General features: G+C 74.4%; 13 protein-coding genes and 1 pseudogene. 5 read left to right on the top strand and 9 right to left on the bottom strand.

Features of this window, described 5'->3' with window-relative positions; all coding sequences use genetic code 11:
• Window positions 1-2 precede the first annotated feature (2 nt).
• The 3 genes and pseudogenes from JKP75_RS24315 to JKP75_RS03195 form a co-directional block, all read right to left on the bottom strand.
• A pseudogene (locus JKP75_RS24315) lies at window positions 3-981 on the bottom strand (LLM class flavin-dependent oxidoreductase).
• Window positions 982-1059: 78 nt separating this feature from the next.
• Complete coding sequence (locus JKP75_RS03200) at window positions 1060-1671, bottom strand: hypothetical protein (RefSeq protein ID WP_200492761.1); 612 nt, start codon at window positions 1669-1671, stop codon at window positions 1060-1062.
• 337 nt (window positions 1672-2008) lie between these two features.
• Entirely contained in the window at window positions 2009-2359 is a 351-nt protein-coding gene (locus JKP75_RS03195; protein WP_200489214.1) for a PspC domain-containing protein, read from the bottom strand.
• 134 nt (window positions 2360-2493) lie between these two features.
• On the opposite strand from JKP75_RS03195, the gene JKP75_RS03190 reads away from it, so the two are divergent.
• The 4 genes from JKP75_RS03190 to JKP75_RS03175 all read left to right on the top strand — a co-directional run bounded on the left by JKP75_RS03190 (window position 2494) and on the right by JKP75_RS03175 (window position 8435).
• The gene (locus tag JKP75_RS03190; protein ID WP_200492760.1) at window positions 2494-3960 is read left to right on the top strand and encodes a YdiU family protein; all 1467 of its coding nucleotides are present in this window, start codon (window positions 2494-2496) and stop codon (window positions 3958-3960) included.
• A 165-nt stretch (window positions 3961-4125) separates the two neighbouring features.
• On the top strand, window positions 4126-6264 hold the full coding sequence (locus JKP75_RS03185) for an acyltransferase family protein (protein ID WP_200492759.1): 2139 nt from the start codon (window positions 4126-4128) through the stop codon (window positions 6262-6264).
• 47 nt (window positions 6265-6311) lie between these two features.
• A complete protein-coding gene (locus tag JKP75_RS03180; RefSeq protein ID WP_200492758.1) occupies window positions 6312-7490 on the top strand; it encodes an FAD-dependent oxidoreductase in 1179 nt (392 codons plus the stop codon).
• A gap of 258 nt (window positions 7491-7748) precedes the next feature.
• Window positions 7749-8435, top strand: coding sequence for a polysaccharide deacetylase family protein (locus JKP75_RS03175; protein WP_200489216.1), 687 nt, complete (start codon window positions 7749-7751; stop codon window positions 8433-8435).
• 66 nt (window positions 8436-8501) lie between these two features.
• Here the strand turns inward: JKP75_RS03175 and JKP75_RS03170 are convergent, their stop codons facing one another.
• The 3 genes from JKP75_RS03170 to ychF form a co-directional block, all read right to left on the bottom strand.
• Complete coding sequence (locus JKP75_RS03170) at window positions 8502-8855, bottom strand: DUF1801 domain-containing protein (RefSeq protein WP_200489217.1); 354 nt, start codon at window positions 8853-8855, stop codon at window positions 8502-8504.
• A 266-nt stretch (window positions 8856-9121) separates the two neighbouring features.
• Window positions 9122-9745, bottom strand: a complete 624-nt coding sequence (locus JKP75_RS03165) for a maleylpyruvate isomerase family mycothiol-dependent enzyme (protein WP_200489218.1) — start codon at window positions 9743-9745, stop codon at window positions 9122-9124.
• 81 nt (window positions 9746-9826) lie between these two features.
• A complete protein-coding gene (gene ychF, locus JKP75_RS03160; protein WP_200489219.1) occupies window positions 9827-10900 on the bottom strand; it encodes a redox-regulated ATPase YchF in 1074 nt (357 codons plus the stop codon).
• Window positions 10901-11039: 139 nt separating this feature from the next.
• Between ychF and JKP75_RS03155 the strand changes: the two genes are divergently transcribed.
• A complete protein-coding gene (locus JKP75_RS03155; RefSeq protein ID WP_200492757.1) occupies window positions 11040-12281 on the top strand; it encodes an EAL domain-containing protein in 1242 nt (413 codons plus the stop codon).
• 23 nt (window positions 12282-12304) lie between these two features.
• On the opposite strand, the gene JKP75_RS03150 is transcribed toward JKP75_RS03155, so the two are convergent.
• The 3 genes from JKP75_RS03150 to JKP75_RS03140 form a co-directional block, all read right to left on the bottom strand.
• The gene (locus JKP75_RS03150; RefSeq protein ID WP_242471139.1) at window positions 12305-13528 is read right to left on the bottom strand and encodes an HNH endonuclease signature motif containing protein; all 1224 of its coding nucleotides are present in this window, start codon (window positions 13526-13528) and stop codon (window positions 12305-12307) included.
• 145 nt (window positions 13529-13673) lie between these two features.
• Window positions 13674-14312 (bottom strand): response regulator transcription factor, encoded by a 639-nt coding sequence (locus JKP75_RS03145; protein ID WP_309229470.1) that lies wholly within the window; start codon window positions 14310-14312, stop codon window positions 13674-13676.
• A complete protein-coding gene (locus JKP75_RS03140; RefSeq protein ID WP_309229469.1) occupies window positions 14309-15463 on the bottom strand; it encodes a sensor histidine kinase in 1155 nt (384 codons plus the stop codon). Before JKP75_RS03140 ends, JKP75_RS03145 begins: the two co-directional genes overlap by 4 nt.
• Window positions 15464-15513: the final 50 nt, after the last annotated feature.

Genomic DNA, 15513 nt, shown 5'->3' with positions numbered 1-15513 from the left:
GGTCAGGCCATCGCCTGCGCGAGCAGCTCCACCGAGCGCAGCCGGCCCTCCACCGAGGAGGACTGGTGGGCGACGATCAGCTCGTCGGCGTCGGCCAGCTTGCGGAAGCCCTCGACCTGGTCGGCGAGCTGCCCGGGGCTGCCCATCGCGGTGTGCGTGAGCATCCCCTCGACGTGGTGCCCGGCGCCCTGGGCCAGCAGCTGGTCGGCCTGCTCGTCGGTGAGCGACTGCCCGCGGCCGAACAGCCCGATCGCCAGGTTCCGCTTGACCGCCTGCAGCTCCGCGCGGGCGGCGTCCTCGGTGTCGGCGGCGACGACGTTCAGCCCGGCGATGACGTACGGGGCGTCGAGCTGCTCGGAGGGCTTGAACTCGGCACGGTAGGCCGCGACGGCGGGCTCGAGCAGCTGCGGCGCGAAGTGCGAGGCGAAGGCGTAGGGCAACCCGAGGGCGGCGGCGAGGGTGGCGCCGAACATCGACGAGCCGAGGACGTACAGCGGCACGCGAGAGCCCTTGCCGGGGATGGCGTCGACGCCGGCGACGCGAGGTCTCGCCGGCCAGGTAGGCCTGCAGCTCCAGCACGTCCTGCGGAAAGCGGTCGGCCGAGTTCGGGTTCCGGCGCAGCGCGTACATCGTGTTCTGGTCGCTGCCGGGCGCGCGACCCAGGCCCAGGTCGATGCGCCCGGGGTACATCGCGTCGAGGGTGCCGAACTGCTCGGCGATGGTCAGCGGCGAGTGGTTGGGCAGCATGACGCCGCCGGCGCCGAGCCGGATCGTCGTCGTGTGCGCGCCGACGTGCGCGATGAGCACGCTGGTGGCCGACGAGGCGATCCGCGGCATGTTGTGGTGCTCGGCGTACCAGACCCGCTCGTAGCCGTGCTCCTCCGCGCGCTGGGCGAGGGCGACGCTGGCGGCGATGCTCGTGCTCGCGGTCTCCCCGCGGTTGATCGGCGCCAGGTCGAGGATGGACAGCGGGATGCGCATGGGGAGGTGCCTTTCACGTCGGTTGCCCTGAGCAACCGCGGCGCCCCCCGCAGGCTTCCCGCCGTCGGCACCCCGCCCTCAGCGGCTCTGCAGCGCGTCCAGCGCCACCGCCATCGCCGCGGCCACCCGGAAGTCGATCCGGGGGTCGGGGACGGAGACGTCGTACCGGTCGCGGATCGCCTTCCGCCGCTCGCTCACCAGGACCGGCGCACCGGTGGCGGTGTCGACGAAGTCGAAGTGGAAGACGAAGGGCACCCACACGTCCCCGAGGTACGGGATGAGCTCCCAGACCCGGCGCAGGACGGCGAGGACCGGCCGGCGCTCGCGGCCGACCGCCTCGAGCCCGGGGACCCGGAGCTCCCAGGTGGAGCGCAGCAGGCTGGCGCCGAACACCTTGCGGAAGCTGCCGAGCACCGCGCCGTGCTCGTCGAGCACGTCGTGCTGGGCGTGCACGTCGAGGCGCTGGCGGGCCCGGAAGGAGAACAGCGGCCGGCTGCGCGACTCGTCGGCGTAGAAGACCACCTCCTCCTTGAGCTTCATCCGCTTCTGCTGCGCGAACGCCAGGAGCGGGCCCTCACCGCCGTCGGGGGCGACGGCACGGACCTCGTACCGGTTCACCATCACCGTGATGCGCTGGTGGACGGTGAACCGGGGCACCACCTGCGCCGGGGTGGACGGGGGCTGGGTCACGGGTCGCTCCTCGCGGGTCGGTGGTCCGGCCGGGGGTCCGGCCGGGGTGGTTCTCCACCCGATGGTCGGGCGCTCGTCATCCGATCGACACGTCGGACGGCCATCCTCGTGCCATGACAGCCAGCCTCTTCGTGACCGGGACGCCCGTGGTGTGGACCGGGCACGACCCGCGGGGGGCCGTGGCCTCCGGCTCCGACGTCGTGCACGCCGTCGCCCGGCCCGCGGTGGACGGGTTGGAGTCCTCGGTCTGCGGTGAGCTGGTCGCCGCCACGGCGGGCCGGGACTGGTCGGTCGCGGCCGGTGCGGTCCGCTGCGCGGAGTGCGCGCGGATCGCCGATCACACCGGCGGCCGCGGCGCCCGGGAGCCGTTGACAGCGGCGTGGAGCCGCCGGGCCAGCCGCTCGAGCGGGCTGAGCGGCTCGTCGCCCGTGGGCGCCGGCGGCAGCAGCACCCACAGCAGCAGGTAGAGGAGGACGCCGCTGCCCCCGATGAGGGTCAGGGCCACGAACCCCACCCGCCAGAGGACGGCGTCGACCCCGCTGTAGTCGGCCAGCCCGCCGCAGACGCCGCCGGCCATCCGGTCGGTCGCGCTGCGGCGCGCCTCGGGGCGGAGCGGCGGTGCGGTCGGCTGGTCGGTGGACGGCGCGGTCGGCTGGCCGGCGGGCGCGGAGAAGGGTGCATCGGTCATGGGACGAGCCTGTCGACGGCGCGGTCCCGGCACCATCCGGTGATCCCCGGATCCGCCCCGGATCCGCTGGTCAGGGTCCACCCCCGCTCCGCGGGAGCCGACACGCACCGGCGTGCGGACGTACCGTCGACGGGGTGAGCGTCCACACCGGTCAGGCCCTCCGCCTCGACGACCGCTTCGCCCGCGCCCTCCCCGAGCTGGCCGTGCCGTGGCAGGCCGAGGAGGCCCCCGACCCGCGGCTGCTCGCGTTCAACGAGCCGCTGGCCGCCGAGCTCGGCCTCGACGCGGCCGCGCTGCGCACCCCCGAGGGGCTGCGGCTGCTCGTCGGCACCGCCGTCCCCGACGGCGCCCGGCCGGTCGCCCAGGCGTACTCGGGGCACCAATTCGGCGGCTACTCGCCCCGCCTCGGGGACGGCCGTGCGCTGCTGCTGGGCGAGCTGGTGGATGACGCGGGCACGGTGCGCGACCTGCACCTCAAGGGCTCGGGCCGCACCCCGTTCGCCCGCGGCGGCGACGGCCTGGCCGCCGTCGGCCCGATGCTGCGCGAGTACGTGGTCAGCGAGGCGATGCACGCGCTGGGCATCCCGACCACCCGCGCGCTCGCCGTCGTCGCCACCGGTCGGGCCGTCCGGCGCGAGACGGTGCTGCCGGGCGCCGTCCTGGCTCGGGTGGCGAGCAGCCACCTGCGGGTCGGCAGCTTCCAGTACGCCCGCGCCACCGACGACGTCGACCTGCTGCGCCGCCTGGCCGACGTCGCCATCGCCCGGCACCACCCCGCAGCGGCCGACGCAGCCAACCCCTACCTCGCGCTGTTCGAGGCGGTGCTGGCGGTGCAGGCATCGCTGGTGGCCCGCTGGATGCTCGTCGGGTTCGTGCACGGGGTGATGAACACCGACAACATGACGATCTCCGGCGAGACGATCGACTACGGCCCGTGCGCGTTCATGGAGGCCTACGACCCGGACACCTCCTTCAGCTCGATCGACGAGGGCGGCCGGTACCGCTACGGCTACCAGCCGCTGGCCGCCGAGTGGAACCTGGCGCGGCTGGCCGAGGCGCTGCTGCCGCTCATCGACGAGGACCCGGACCGGGCGGTCGCGCTGGCCGTCGAGTCGCTGAAGACGTTCCGGCCGCGGTACGACGCCGCCCTCGCCGATGGGATGCGGGCCAAGCTCGGCCTGCCCGCGGGGGCCGACGACGCCGTGGTGGCCGACCTCGTGACCGATCTGCTCGCCCTCCTCCAGGCCGGCCACGTCGACTGGACGTCGTTCTTCCGCCGGCTCGCCGACGCCGCCCGCGGCGACGCCGAGCCCGTGCGGCTGCTGGTCCTCGACCTGGCCGGGCTCGACGGTTGGCTCGAGCGCTGGCGGGCGCTCTCCCCGGACGGCGCGGCGATGGACCGGGTGAACCCGGTGTACATCCCCCGCAACCACCTCGTCGAGGAGGCGCTCGACGCCGCCACCGGCGGGGACCTCGCGCTGCTCGACGAGCTGCTCGACGTGCTGGGCTCACCCTTCGAGGAGCGCCCGGACCACGAGCGGTACGCCGAGCCCGCGCCCCGCGACTTCGGCGCCGCGTTCCGCACCTTCTGCGGCACCTGAGCCGACCGCGCCGCGGAATCGCGCGGCCCCCTGTCGACGGGAGCGGGGGCGAGGCAGACTGGCGCCCCGGGGACGACGGGCGCGTCGATCTGCCGATGGAAGAGGGGCCGACGCAGGTGCTGCGCTGCGGCACGCAGCCAGCACTCACACAGGAGGACGTCGATGGTGGGCGCGACCACCCTGACCGATGCCCGCCCCCCGGAGCCCCGAGCCGCCGCTCCGGCCGGTCCGGCCGGGAAGAGCCACCACCGGGCCGACATCCAGGGGCTGCGCGCCGTGGCCGTCGGCCTCGTCGTCGCAGCCCACGTCACGGGGTGGCCCGCGGGCGGCTTCGTCGGCGTCGACGTCTTCTTCGTCATCTCCGGCTTCCTCATCACCGGGCTGCTGGTGCGCGAGCGGGCGCGGACCGGGCGGATCTCCTTCCGCGGCTTCTACGCCCGGCGGGCGCGCCGGCTGCTGCCGGCCGCACTCACGACGCTGGCGGCCACCACGGCGGTGGCGTACGTCGTCTTCCTGCGGGGGCGCTTCGAGGAGACGGTCACCGACGTCGTCTGGGCGGCGCTGTTCGGCGCGAACATCAACTTCGCCCGCCAGGGCACCGACTACTTCGCGCTGACCGCGGCGCCCTCGACGGTGCAGCACTTCTGGTCGCTGGCGGTCGAGGAGCAGTTCTACCTCGTCTGGCCGGCGCTGGTCCTGCTCGCGTTCGCCGTCCCGCTGGCCGGTGCCGGCCGCCGTCGCGTCGTGCTGTGGGTGGTCCTCGGCGCGGTGACCGCGGCGTCGTTCGCCTGGTCGGTGCACGCGACGAGCGCGTCACCGACGACGGCCTACTTCTCCACCTTCACCCGGGCCTGGGAGCTCGGGCTGGGCGCGCTCGTCGCGGTCTCGGCGGCGCAGCTCTCCCGGCTGCCCGCCCCGCTGCGGGCGGCGCTGGCGTGGGCCGGGCTGGCCGTCGTGCTCGCCTCCGCGTTCGTCCTCGACGAGGGGACGCCGTTCCCGGGGACGGCGGCGGCGCTGCCCGTCGTCGGCACGGCCGCGCTGCTCGCCTGGGGCGCCGCTCCCGGCGGGCCGGGCGGCCGCTGGGCGCTGGGCAGCGCACCGGCCGGGTTCGTCGGCGCCATCTCCTACTCCCTCTACCTCTGGCACTGGCCGGTGGTGGTCGTCGCCGGGGTGCTCATGGCACCCGGCACGCCGCGCTTCTACGCGGCCGCGCTCGCCGTCTCCCTGGCGCTGGCCACGGTGTCCTACTACTGCATCGAGCAGCCGGTGCTGCACACGAACTGGCTGCTGCCGCACCGGCCGGTGGACCGCAGGCGGGCGCGCCCGGTGTTCCGCCGGGCCGGGCTGGTGGGTGTCGCCGCGGTCGTGGTCACGGCGGCCACCGCGGTGACCGTGGTTGTCCTGCCGCAGGGCGAGGCCGGGGCCGGGGAGGCCGAGGCCGCGCGGGCGGCGGCCGAGGCGGACGCCGCGGCCGCCGCCGGCGGGCTGCCCCCGCTCACCCCGCTCCAGCGCGACATCCAGGCCGCCACCTTCGCGACGGAGTGGCCCGCCGACCTCGACCCGAGCCTCGACGAGCTGCCCGGCTACCTCACGAAGCAGTGGGACGAGGGGTGCCTGCACATCAGCGAGGAGAACGTCGACACGTGCCGGTGGGGCGATGCCGACGCCACGCAGTCGATCGCCGTCCTCGGCGACTCCTTCGCCGCCGCGTGGGTGCCGGGGCTGCGCGAGGAGTTCGTCCCGGCGGGGTGGTCGGTGCAGAGCCTGACGTTCGGCCTGTGCCCCAACATCACCGCGCTCACCCTGTTCGAGGGCGAGCCGTTCGACGGCTGCGTCGAGCACCGCGAGTGGGCGCTGGAGCACATCCTGGAGAACCCGCCGACCGTCGTGGTGATGACCCACTCCTGGCGGGCCCAGCTGCAGCGCGGCGCGGACCGACCGTCGCTGTACACCGAGGGCCTCACGGAGATCGTGCGCCGGGTGCAGGCCTCGGGCGCCCGGGTGGTCGTCCTCGGCGCGCCCCCGGGCTCGGAGAGCCTGCAGACCTGCCCGACCAGCCTCAACGGGCCGCAGGACTGCCTCCGCGGTCCGGCCGAGACCTTCGCCCCGCAGATGGCGAGCGAGCGCGCGGTGGCCGCCGCGACCGGAGCGCGGGCGATCGACCCCGAGCCGTGGTTCTGCGTGGACGACCGTTGCCCCACGTTCGTGGGCAGCACGCCGGTGTACGGCGACGGTCAGCACCTGACCGCCGAGTACGCGCAGCGGATCGCCCCCGAGCTGGCGGCCGCGATCCTGCAGCCCTGACCGGCGCTCGCCGCGCGGGATCGGCCGCGAGTGGGCAGGCTCGCTGGGTGGACCGTTCCGAGGTGCTGATCGTCGGGGCCGGCAACGCCGGCATCTCCCTGGCCGCCAAGCTGCTGCGCGACGGGGTCCGCGGGGTGACGGTGGTGGCCGCCCAGCCGGTGCACCGCTACAAGCCGCTGCTCAACTACGTCGCGGGCGGCGAGGCGGAGATGGCCGACCTCGAGCTCCGCATGGCCGACGTCGTGCCCGAGGGCTGCACCTGGATCCGGGACACCGTCGAGGCGGTCGACCCGGCGGCGATGACCGTGCGGACCCGGTCGGGCCGGACGCTGTCGTGCGCCACGCTCGTGCTGTGCCCCGGCCTGGAGGAGGACTGGGCCGCCACGCCGGGGCTGCAGGCCGCCTACGCGGACGGGTGGGCGGCGTCCTCGTACGTCCCCGGCAGCACGCCGACGGTGTGGCCGCGGCTTCGGTCGCTGCGCAGCGGGACGGTCGTGTTCACCGTGCCGCCGGAGCCGGCGTCGTGCGCGCCGACGGCGCTCAAGCCGCTGTTCATGGCGTGCGACGCGTGGCGGCGGGCGGGGGTGCTGGGGAACCTTGACGTCCGCCTCGTCCTGCCCGGCGCGACCGCGACCGGTGTGCCGCGCGCCGACGAGGTGCTGGAGCGGGCGTTCGCCGACTTCGGCGTCGAGGTTCTGCGCGAGGCGCGGATCGAGACGGTGGACGCCGACGCGCACGCCGTGGTGGTCGGTTCGCGCAGCGGCCGGCACGTGCTGGGCGACGTCGCCTTCGCGCACGCGGTGCCGCACTACCGGGCGCCGTCGTGGATCGCCGACGCGGGGCTGGCCGGCCCGTCCGGGCAGGTGGACGTCGATCCGGAGACGCTGCGCTCGCGCCGGTCCGGCTCGATCTGGGCGATCGGCGACGCCGCCGACGTCGGGACCCGGCCCTCCGGTGGTGCGCTGCGCAAGCAGGTGGCGGTGCTGTCGCAGAACCTGGCCGCGGCCGCGCGCGGCCGGGAGCTCCAGCGCTACGACGGCTACACGGTCATGCCGATCACCGTCGCCCGGCGGACGCTGGTGCTCAACGAGGTGGACCGGGGCGGCCGGCCCAGCCCGTCGGTGCCCTTCCTCGACCCCTTCGTACCGCGGCGCTCCACCTGGTTCTTCGACCGCTACGTGCTGCCGCGGATCTACACCCGGCGGATCCTCCGCGGCCGGGTCTGAGCCCCGGCCCGTCGCGCGGGCTCCGGCGGGAGCGCCCGGCATACTGCCTCGACCGTGCCCGCCCTCATCTCACCCGATCGGCGGGCCCTGCTCCTGCTGGCGGCGGCCGGTCTCGCCGCGGCCTGCGCGCCGTCGGTCGCTGCGCCGTCCGGTCCGACGCGCGCGCCCGCGCCCAGCAGCACCCCGCATGCCGCAGCCCCGACCTCCGCCCCGTCGGGTGCTCCTGGCGGGACCGCTGGGCCGACGCGGGAGGACGTGGTGGCGCGGTACGCGGGGGTGCGCCCCACTGCGTTCGGTCTCGACGTGCCGGGGGTGGTGAACCGGCTGCCGACGGCGGAGCGGGTGGTCGCGCTGACCTTCGACGCCTGCGGCGGGACGCACGGCAGCGGGTACGACGCCGCGCTGATCGCCGCGCTGCGGGCGGCCGGGGCGCCGGCGACGCTGTTCCTGAACCAGCGGTGGATCACCGCGCACCCCGACCTGGCGGCGGAGCTGGCCGCCGATCCGCTGTTCGAGCTGGCGAACCACGGGACGGCGCACCAGCCGCTGTCGGTGACCGGCGCCGCCGCCTACGGGATCGCGGGGACCACGGGCCCGGGCGCGGCCTTCGACGAGGTCGACGGCAACACGCGGACCCTGACCGAGCTGACCGGCGCGCCGCCCCGGTTCTTCCGCTCCGGGACGGCGCACTACGACGACGTCGCCGTCCGGATCGCCGGGGAGCTGGGTCAGACGGTGGTCAACTTCGACGTCAACGGCGACGCCGGCGCCACGTTCTCGGCCGCGCAGGTGACCGCCTCGCTGCGCTCCGCGGGCCCGGGCTCGATCGTCATCGGCCACCTGAACCAGCCCACCGGCGGCACCGCCGCCGGTGTCGCCGCCGCCCTCCCCCGCCTCACCGCCGATGGCTTCCGCTTCGTGCAGCTGTCGGAGCACCTGCCCTGACCCCCGGGTCAGGAACCCACTCGCCGACCGCGGCTGGACCGGCGGGCGGGCTCGGACCTCACGGGGTCAGGAGACGACGGCCCTGACGATGTCGGCTATCCGTTGCTCCGCCGCTTCATCCACGGTCTCGAAGTACCAGGCCGCGGGCATCAGGGACCCGTCCGAGCCGCCGGCGGGCCGGAAGTCGGCCTTCTCGGTGAGCGCGAGATTTATGCGGTCGTCGCTGCGCAGGGTCACCAGTGCCGGCGTACCCGCCGAGAGGGCGTAGGCCGGCATCCCGTACCAGATCCGCGGCTTCAGGGCCGGAGCGCTGGTCATGATTACGTCGTGCACCCGCTGCATCAGCGACCGCCGCGGCTCGTCCAGCTTCGCGATGGTGTCGATCACCTGAGCGAGGTTCTTCTCGTCCTTCGACGACATGCTTGGTCCTCTCGTCGGCCGACGCCGAGCATCACCGTGAAGTCGGCGTATCGGTACGCCGCACCCCCACCGGACGTGCCCCGACCTGGTCGGGCCTCTCCGAGAAGATTCAGGCGAGTGGTCGCCTGGAAGTGCTGTCGGTGGCGCGAGCCACCGATCCGCAGCATAGCGGCGACCGCCGGCAACGGTGGCTGCGCGCACCTCGGCGACCCGGCTCCCGATCGCGGCCGTCGAGAGCTCCGTGCCGGCCGGACCCCGGGCGGGGGTCAGCTCGCCGCCACGAGCACGGGAACCCCCGGTCCGTCGAGGTCGGCCAGCGCCACCCGCCGCCCGGAGACGGCCAGGAGCAGCGAGAGCGCGGGGCCACTGACCTCCGAGCCGTCGCCGATCGACACGTCCGCGTCGGGTGCCGTGAGCCGGACGCGCCCCACGAGCTCCTTGGCTCCGCCGAAGGACGCCGGGGTGCGCGCCTGCAGGCGGAGCGCCCGGACGACGGCTTCCTCCGGGTAGGAGCGGGTGAGGCCCAGCGGACGACGGATGTCCTCCCCGTGGACGACCTCTTCGACGAGCCGGCTGTCCAGCGGCGCCGGAGGGGTCGACCTCCGCGACGCCACTCGTCGGAGCCGCGCGAGCGTCTCCTGCGGCGAGGCACCGCGATGGCGCAGCACGCCGCGGGCGTTCTGGCGGTCGAAGTCGAAGCCCGCGCGCGCGAGGCCGACCACGAAGCCGATCTTGGTCGTGCCGGCCGAGTCGACGAGGTGCGCGACCACGTCGTGCACGGTCCAGCCCCCGCAGAGCGACGGCTCCTCCCACCGCGCGGCGTCGAGGTCCTCGAGGTCGTCGATCAGCGCCGCCCGTTCCGCGTGCACCATCGACCAGACGTCTCCCACGCGCTTCTCCCGTCGTCCGTCAGGCGTCGCGCATGGGACCCGCGGTGCCACCGGAACTCATCGGCACGTCCCGCAGGCCCCTCAGACGTTGAAGCGGAACTCCACGACGTCGCCGTCGGCCATGACGTACTCCTTGCCCTCCATGCGGACCCAGCCCTTGGACTTGGCCTCGGCCATGGAGCCGGCCTCGACCAGCTGGTCGAAGGAGACGATCTCGGCCTTGATGAAGCCGCGCTGGAAGTCGGTGTGGATGACGCCCGCGGCCTGCGGGGCGGTGGCGCCGACCGGGATGGTCCAGGCGCGCGCCTCCTTGGGGCCGGCGGTCAGGTAGGTCTGCAGCCCGAGGGTGCGGAAGCCGACCTTCGCCAGCTGGTCCAGGCCCGGCTCGCTCTGACCGATCGACTCGAGCAGCTCGGCGGCCTCGTCGGCCGGCAGCTCGATCAGCTCGGACTCGGTCTGCGCGTCCAGGAAGATCGCCTCGGCGGGCGCCACCAGCGCGCGCAGCTCGTCCAGCTGCTCGGCGTTGCCCAGCTCGTCGGCGTCGACGTTGAACACGTACAGGAACGGCTTGGTCGTGAGCAGGCTCAGCTCGCGCAGCGGCTCGGGGTCGACGCCGGCGGCGAAGAGGGTCCGGCCCTCGTTCAGCACGGCCTGGGCGGCGACGGCGGCGTCGTGCAGGACCTTGCGGTCCTTGTCCTTGCGCGACTCCTTCTCCAGCCGCGGGATCGCCTTCTCCAGCGTCTGCATGTCGGCCAGCACGAGCTCGGTGTTGATCGTCTCGATGTCGTCGGCCGGGTCGACCTTGCCCTCGACGTGCACGACGTCGGGGTCGGTGAACACGCGGATGACCTGGCAGATCGCGTCGCTCTCGCGGATGTTCGCCAGGAACTTGTTGCCCAGGCCGGCACCCTCGCTGGCGCCGCGCACGATGCCGGCGATGTCCACGAACGACACCGTCGCCGGGATGATCTTCTGCGACCCGAAGATCTCCGCGAGCTTGTCCAGCCGCGGGTCGGGCACGCCCACCACGCCGACGTTGGGCTCGATCGTCGCGAACGGGTAGTTCGCCGCGAGCACGTCGTTCTTGGTCAGGGCGTTGAAGAGGGTCGACTTGCCGACGTTGGGCAGGCCGACGATCCCGATGGTGAGGCTCACGGGGGTCCAGGTTACGTGCCGGGCGCCGGTGCTCCGGACGACGACGTCCCCGCCGGCCCGACCCCTCCGGGGCAGCCGCCCTCCAGTTCGTGCCCCGATCGGCCGACGACTTCCGTGACGCAGCCGAGAGGAACCCACCGTGGGCACGAAGCGCACCGATGCCGAGCAGCAGATCGCCGAACTGCTCCGGACGGCGAAGAAGTCACTGCGCCTGTCCGTGGCGTTCCTGTCCCGGCTGGACGGCACCACCCAGCACCTGGAGGTCGTGGAGTCCTCGGTGCCCTTCCTCTTCCAGGAGGGCGTCACGCAGATGCAGGAGACCACGCTCTGCCAGGCGATCCTCGACAAGGAACTGCCGGCGGTGATCCCGGACCTGAAGCACTTCCCGGCGGCGATGCGGCTGCCGGCGGCCCGCATGCCGCGGATCCGCAGCTACGTCTCGGTGCCGGTGACGCTCTCCGACGGGACGCTGTACGGGACGTTCTGCGCCGCGGGGCTCACCTCCGACCGGGACCTCACCCAGCGCGACAAGGCGCTGATGGACGTCCTCGCCTCGGCCGCCTCGGTGATCATCGAGCCGCAGGTCAAGGAGGCGGAGCGGCGCAACGGCATCGAGCAGCGGCTCGACCCGATCACCGCCGGCGGCGGCCCCGTCGTCGCGCTGCAGCCGATCGTCGACCTCGCGACCGGCCTGCGCGTCGGGTCCGAGGCGCTGAGCCGCTTCCCCGCCGAGTGGGAGCAGACCCCGGACGTCGTCTTCGCGGAGGCGCACAGCGTCGGCCGCGGCGACCAACTGGAGCTCCTGGCCCTGGCGCGTGCGGCCGACCTGCTCGACCGGGTCGACGGGTACGTCGCCATGAACGTCTCCCCCGGCACGCTGCTGACGCCGGAGTGCGCCGCGCTGCTCTCCCGCCTCCCCGCCGACCGCGTGCTGCTCGAGCTCTCCGAGCACGACCCGGTGGACGACTACGACCAGCTCCTGGCGGCCCTCGCGCCGTTCCGCGCGGCCGGGCTGCGGCTGGCCATCGACGACGTCGGCGCCGGCTTCTCCTCGCTTCGCCACATCGTCGTCACCTCGCCGGACGTCATCAAGATCGACCGCAGCCTGGTCACCGCCGTGGACAGCGACTCGGTGCGCAGCATCCTCATCCGGTCGCTGGTCGACTTCGCCCGCGGGCTCGGGGCCCGCGTCGTGGCCGAGGGCATCGAGACCCCGGAGGAGGCGGCCACGCTCCGGGCGCTCGACGTCGACTACGGGCAGGGGTGGCACTTCGGCCGCCCGGCAGTGCCCCCGCCGCACCCCGCGCACGCCGCCGAGCCGGCCCTGCCGGGCGGCATACCGGTGCCACGGCAGGGTCGGCTCGCTGTCGAACTCGGGTAGCCGGGTCACGTCCCGGCGGGAGGTCAGGCGGAGATGAGGAACGGTTCGCCGAGGAGGATCTCGGTGCCGTCGGGGCGATAGGTGCGCCATCGGCCGTCGGGTTGGCGTTCTATCCGGAAGCCGTGGTGGACCTTGGTGTGGTGGCGTTCGCAGAGCAGCCCTGAGTTGTGCAGCGAGGTGTCGCCGCCGTCGATCCAGTGCACGAGGTGGTGCACGTCGCACCAGTAACTGGGCGCATCGCAGCCGGCGAAGACGCAGTGCTGGTCGCGCACCTCGACCGCCCTGCGGAGGTGCGGGGGCACCAGCCGCTGGGTGCGGCCCAGATCCAGTGGCTGGCCTTCGGGGCCGATGACGATGCGGGTGACGGTGCCGTCGCAGGCCAGCCAGCGGGCCTTCGCCGCGGAGATCAGCCCACCGAACCCGGTCCGCGCGGCACCGGCGCCCGCCCCGGCCGCTGAGCTGGTGTCCATCAGGTCTTCGTGGTCGATCAGCACCCCGATGTGCGGCTTGTGCCCGCGCAGCACCGGCAGGCTGCCGGAGGCCAGCGCGTTGTCGCACAGCTGCACCAGCGCATCCCCGGCCTGCTGGGCGCGGGTGCGGGTGTCCCCCGCGGGGCGGGAGGCCTGCAGGATCGATTCGATCGCGGCCTGGAACTTCTCTCCACCGACCGCGTCGAGCGTGCCGGAGAAGGACAGGGTGCCGTCGGTGTGCTTGGCGAAGGTCAGGGACCGCTGCTCGGTGGGATCGGGTTCGGCACCGTCGGGGTCCAGCCGGGCGAGGTAATGCCCGACCGCCTGCCGCAGCTCCGCGTGCGAAGCAGTCACCGCGACCTGGGTGAGCAGCCGGTCGATCTCGGCCACGTCCACGCCCTGGGCCTCGGCGCGGGCCAGGTTCACGTCGGACACGACCGGCGCGATCACCGACACTGCCTCCGCCGGCACGAGACCCGCCGCGGCCGCGGCCGCGAGCGCCGGCAGCCGCTCCGACGCCCGCCCGTTGCGCACCAGCTGGCTCGCCGCCCCGGCCGGCAGCCGGTGGTGCCCGCGCAGCCAGGAGGCCATCGTCGCCTTGCCGTCGTGCTCGGGCGCCTGGGTCAGCTCACCCTCGCGCACCGTGCGGGCCACCTCGGCGTCCAGCCGGTTGCGGGCCTGCACCAGCACCCCGGTCCGCTCGATCACCGCCGGCCCGAAGGAGGACTTCAGGTCCTGGTCGGCCAGGGCCGCCAGGGCACCGGTGAGGCACTCCAACGGTGACTGACAACTACTCGAACACATGTACGAATTGTACCGGTAGCAGCAACGCACCACCAGATGAATCCCCAGGTCAGCGACCTGTCCACAGATCGCCGACCGCCCTTGACAGGAGCCCGATGAGCTCCCCCAAGAAGGCGGATCAGCTCCCCGGAGACGGCAGCAGACCTCGCTCCACCGCCACCAGCACCGCGCGGGTCCGGTCGTCCACGCCGAGCTTCGCGAACACCCGCAGCAGGTGCGTCTTCACCGTCGCCTCGCCGATGAACAGCTGCCGCCCGATCTCCGCGTTGGTCAGCCCGCGGGCCACCCCGGCGAGCACCTCCAGCTCCCGCGCGGTGGGTGCGTCCACGGCCGGAGCGCGCATCCGCGACACCAGCCGCGCCGCCACCGGCGGCGCGAGCACCGTCTCCCCGCGGGCGGCCGCGCGGACGGCGTCGGCCAGCTGCGGCAGCGGGGTGTCCTTGAGCAGGTAACCGGTCGCGCCCGCCTCGACGGCCCGCACGATGTCGGCGTCCGTGTCGTACGTCGTCAGCACCAGCACCCGCACGCCCGGGTGGTCGGTGGCGAGCCGGCCGGTCGCGGTGGCCCCGTCCATGCGGGGCATCCGCAGGTCCATCAGGACGACGTCCGGTGTCAGGGCAGCCACCATCGCCAGCGCCTCGAGCCCGTCGCCCGCCTCGCCGACGACGTCGATGTCCGGTTGCGCCGCCAGCCAGCCGACCACGCCACCGCGCACCACCGGGTGGTCGTCCACGACCAGCACCCTGATGGCGCTCACCGGACCGGCACCCGCACCGTCACGCGGGTCCCCTCCCCCGGCGCCGAGCGGACGTCGACGGCGCCGCCGACCTCCTCCGCGCGGTCCCGCAGCCCGGCCAGCCCCACGCCGGCGGAGACGGCCGGGTCGAAGCCCACCCCGTCGTCCTCCACGTGCACCGACACGTGCGCTTCGTCCCCCGCGCCGATCCGGCTCACCCGCAGCACCACGGCGCTGGCCGACGCGTGCCGGCGCACGTTGGCCAGCGCCTCCTGCGCGCCGCGCAGCAGCACGATCTCCTCGGCGCGGCTCAGCACCGGCCCGCTCCCGCCGAGCGCCGCGGTGTCGAGCCGGGTGGCGAGGCCGGTCTCCCGGCCGAAGCGGTCGGTCAGCCGCTGCAACGCTTCGACCAGCGTGGCCGAGTCCAGCGCGACCGGCGCGAACGCGGCGACCATCGCGCGGGCCTCGGCGAGGTTCTCGCGGGCCACGTCCTCGATCACCGCCAGCCGCTCGGCGGCCGCGGGAGGATCGTCCGGCAGCGCGGCCGCCGCCGTCTGCGCCAGCACGACGATGCTCGTGTAGCCCTGCGCGAGGGTGTCGTGCACCTCCCGCGCCAGCCGCTCCCGCTCGGCGACCATGCCCTGCTGGTGGTGCAGCGCGGCGAGCTCGGCGCGGGTCGACTCCAGCTCCCGGATGAGGGACGCCCGCTGGTCGCTCTGCTCCAGCACGCGGTGCACCCAGATCCCCATGGCCAGGCTGAACGCCAGCCCGATCAGGGTGGAGCCCGGTCCGGCCAGCGGCTCCTCGCCCCGGGTCCAGTCGACGAGCGGGCCGGCCGTCGCCGCGGCGGCCAGCGCGAAGGTCCACGGCACCCCGTCGCGCCCCCGCTCGGCGAGGAACCACACCTGCGAGTACGCGACGAACAGCAGGAACAGCACCGAGGGCTCGTGCCAGGCGATCACCGCGACCGCGGCGACCATGACCGTCAGGTAGCCGACCCGCCGGCGAGGGTCGCGGGAGACGAGCGCGGGCCCACCCAGGAGGACGTAGGCCAGCGCCCAGGCTACGAGCGCCAGGACCGCGGCGGCCCGGGATCCCTCGACGTCCCCCACGAGGACGTCGACCACCGCTAGCGCCATCCCGACGGCGAAGGCGACGTGCAGGACGACCACGGTCAGGCGCCAGCCCCGCTCGGACAGCGGCGGTCCGCCGGGCTCCCCTG

Origin of the sequence: Blastococcus sp. TML/M2B (genome assembly GCF_016612865.1) — a bacterium.
Taxonomy (GTDB): Bacteria; Actinomycetota; Actinomycetes; order Mycobacteriales; family Geodermatophilaceae; genus Blastococcus.
The sequence above is the reverse complement of the archived record's forward strand: the minus strand, read 5'-3'. Positions and strand labels throughout refer to the sequence as shown.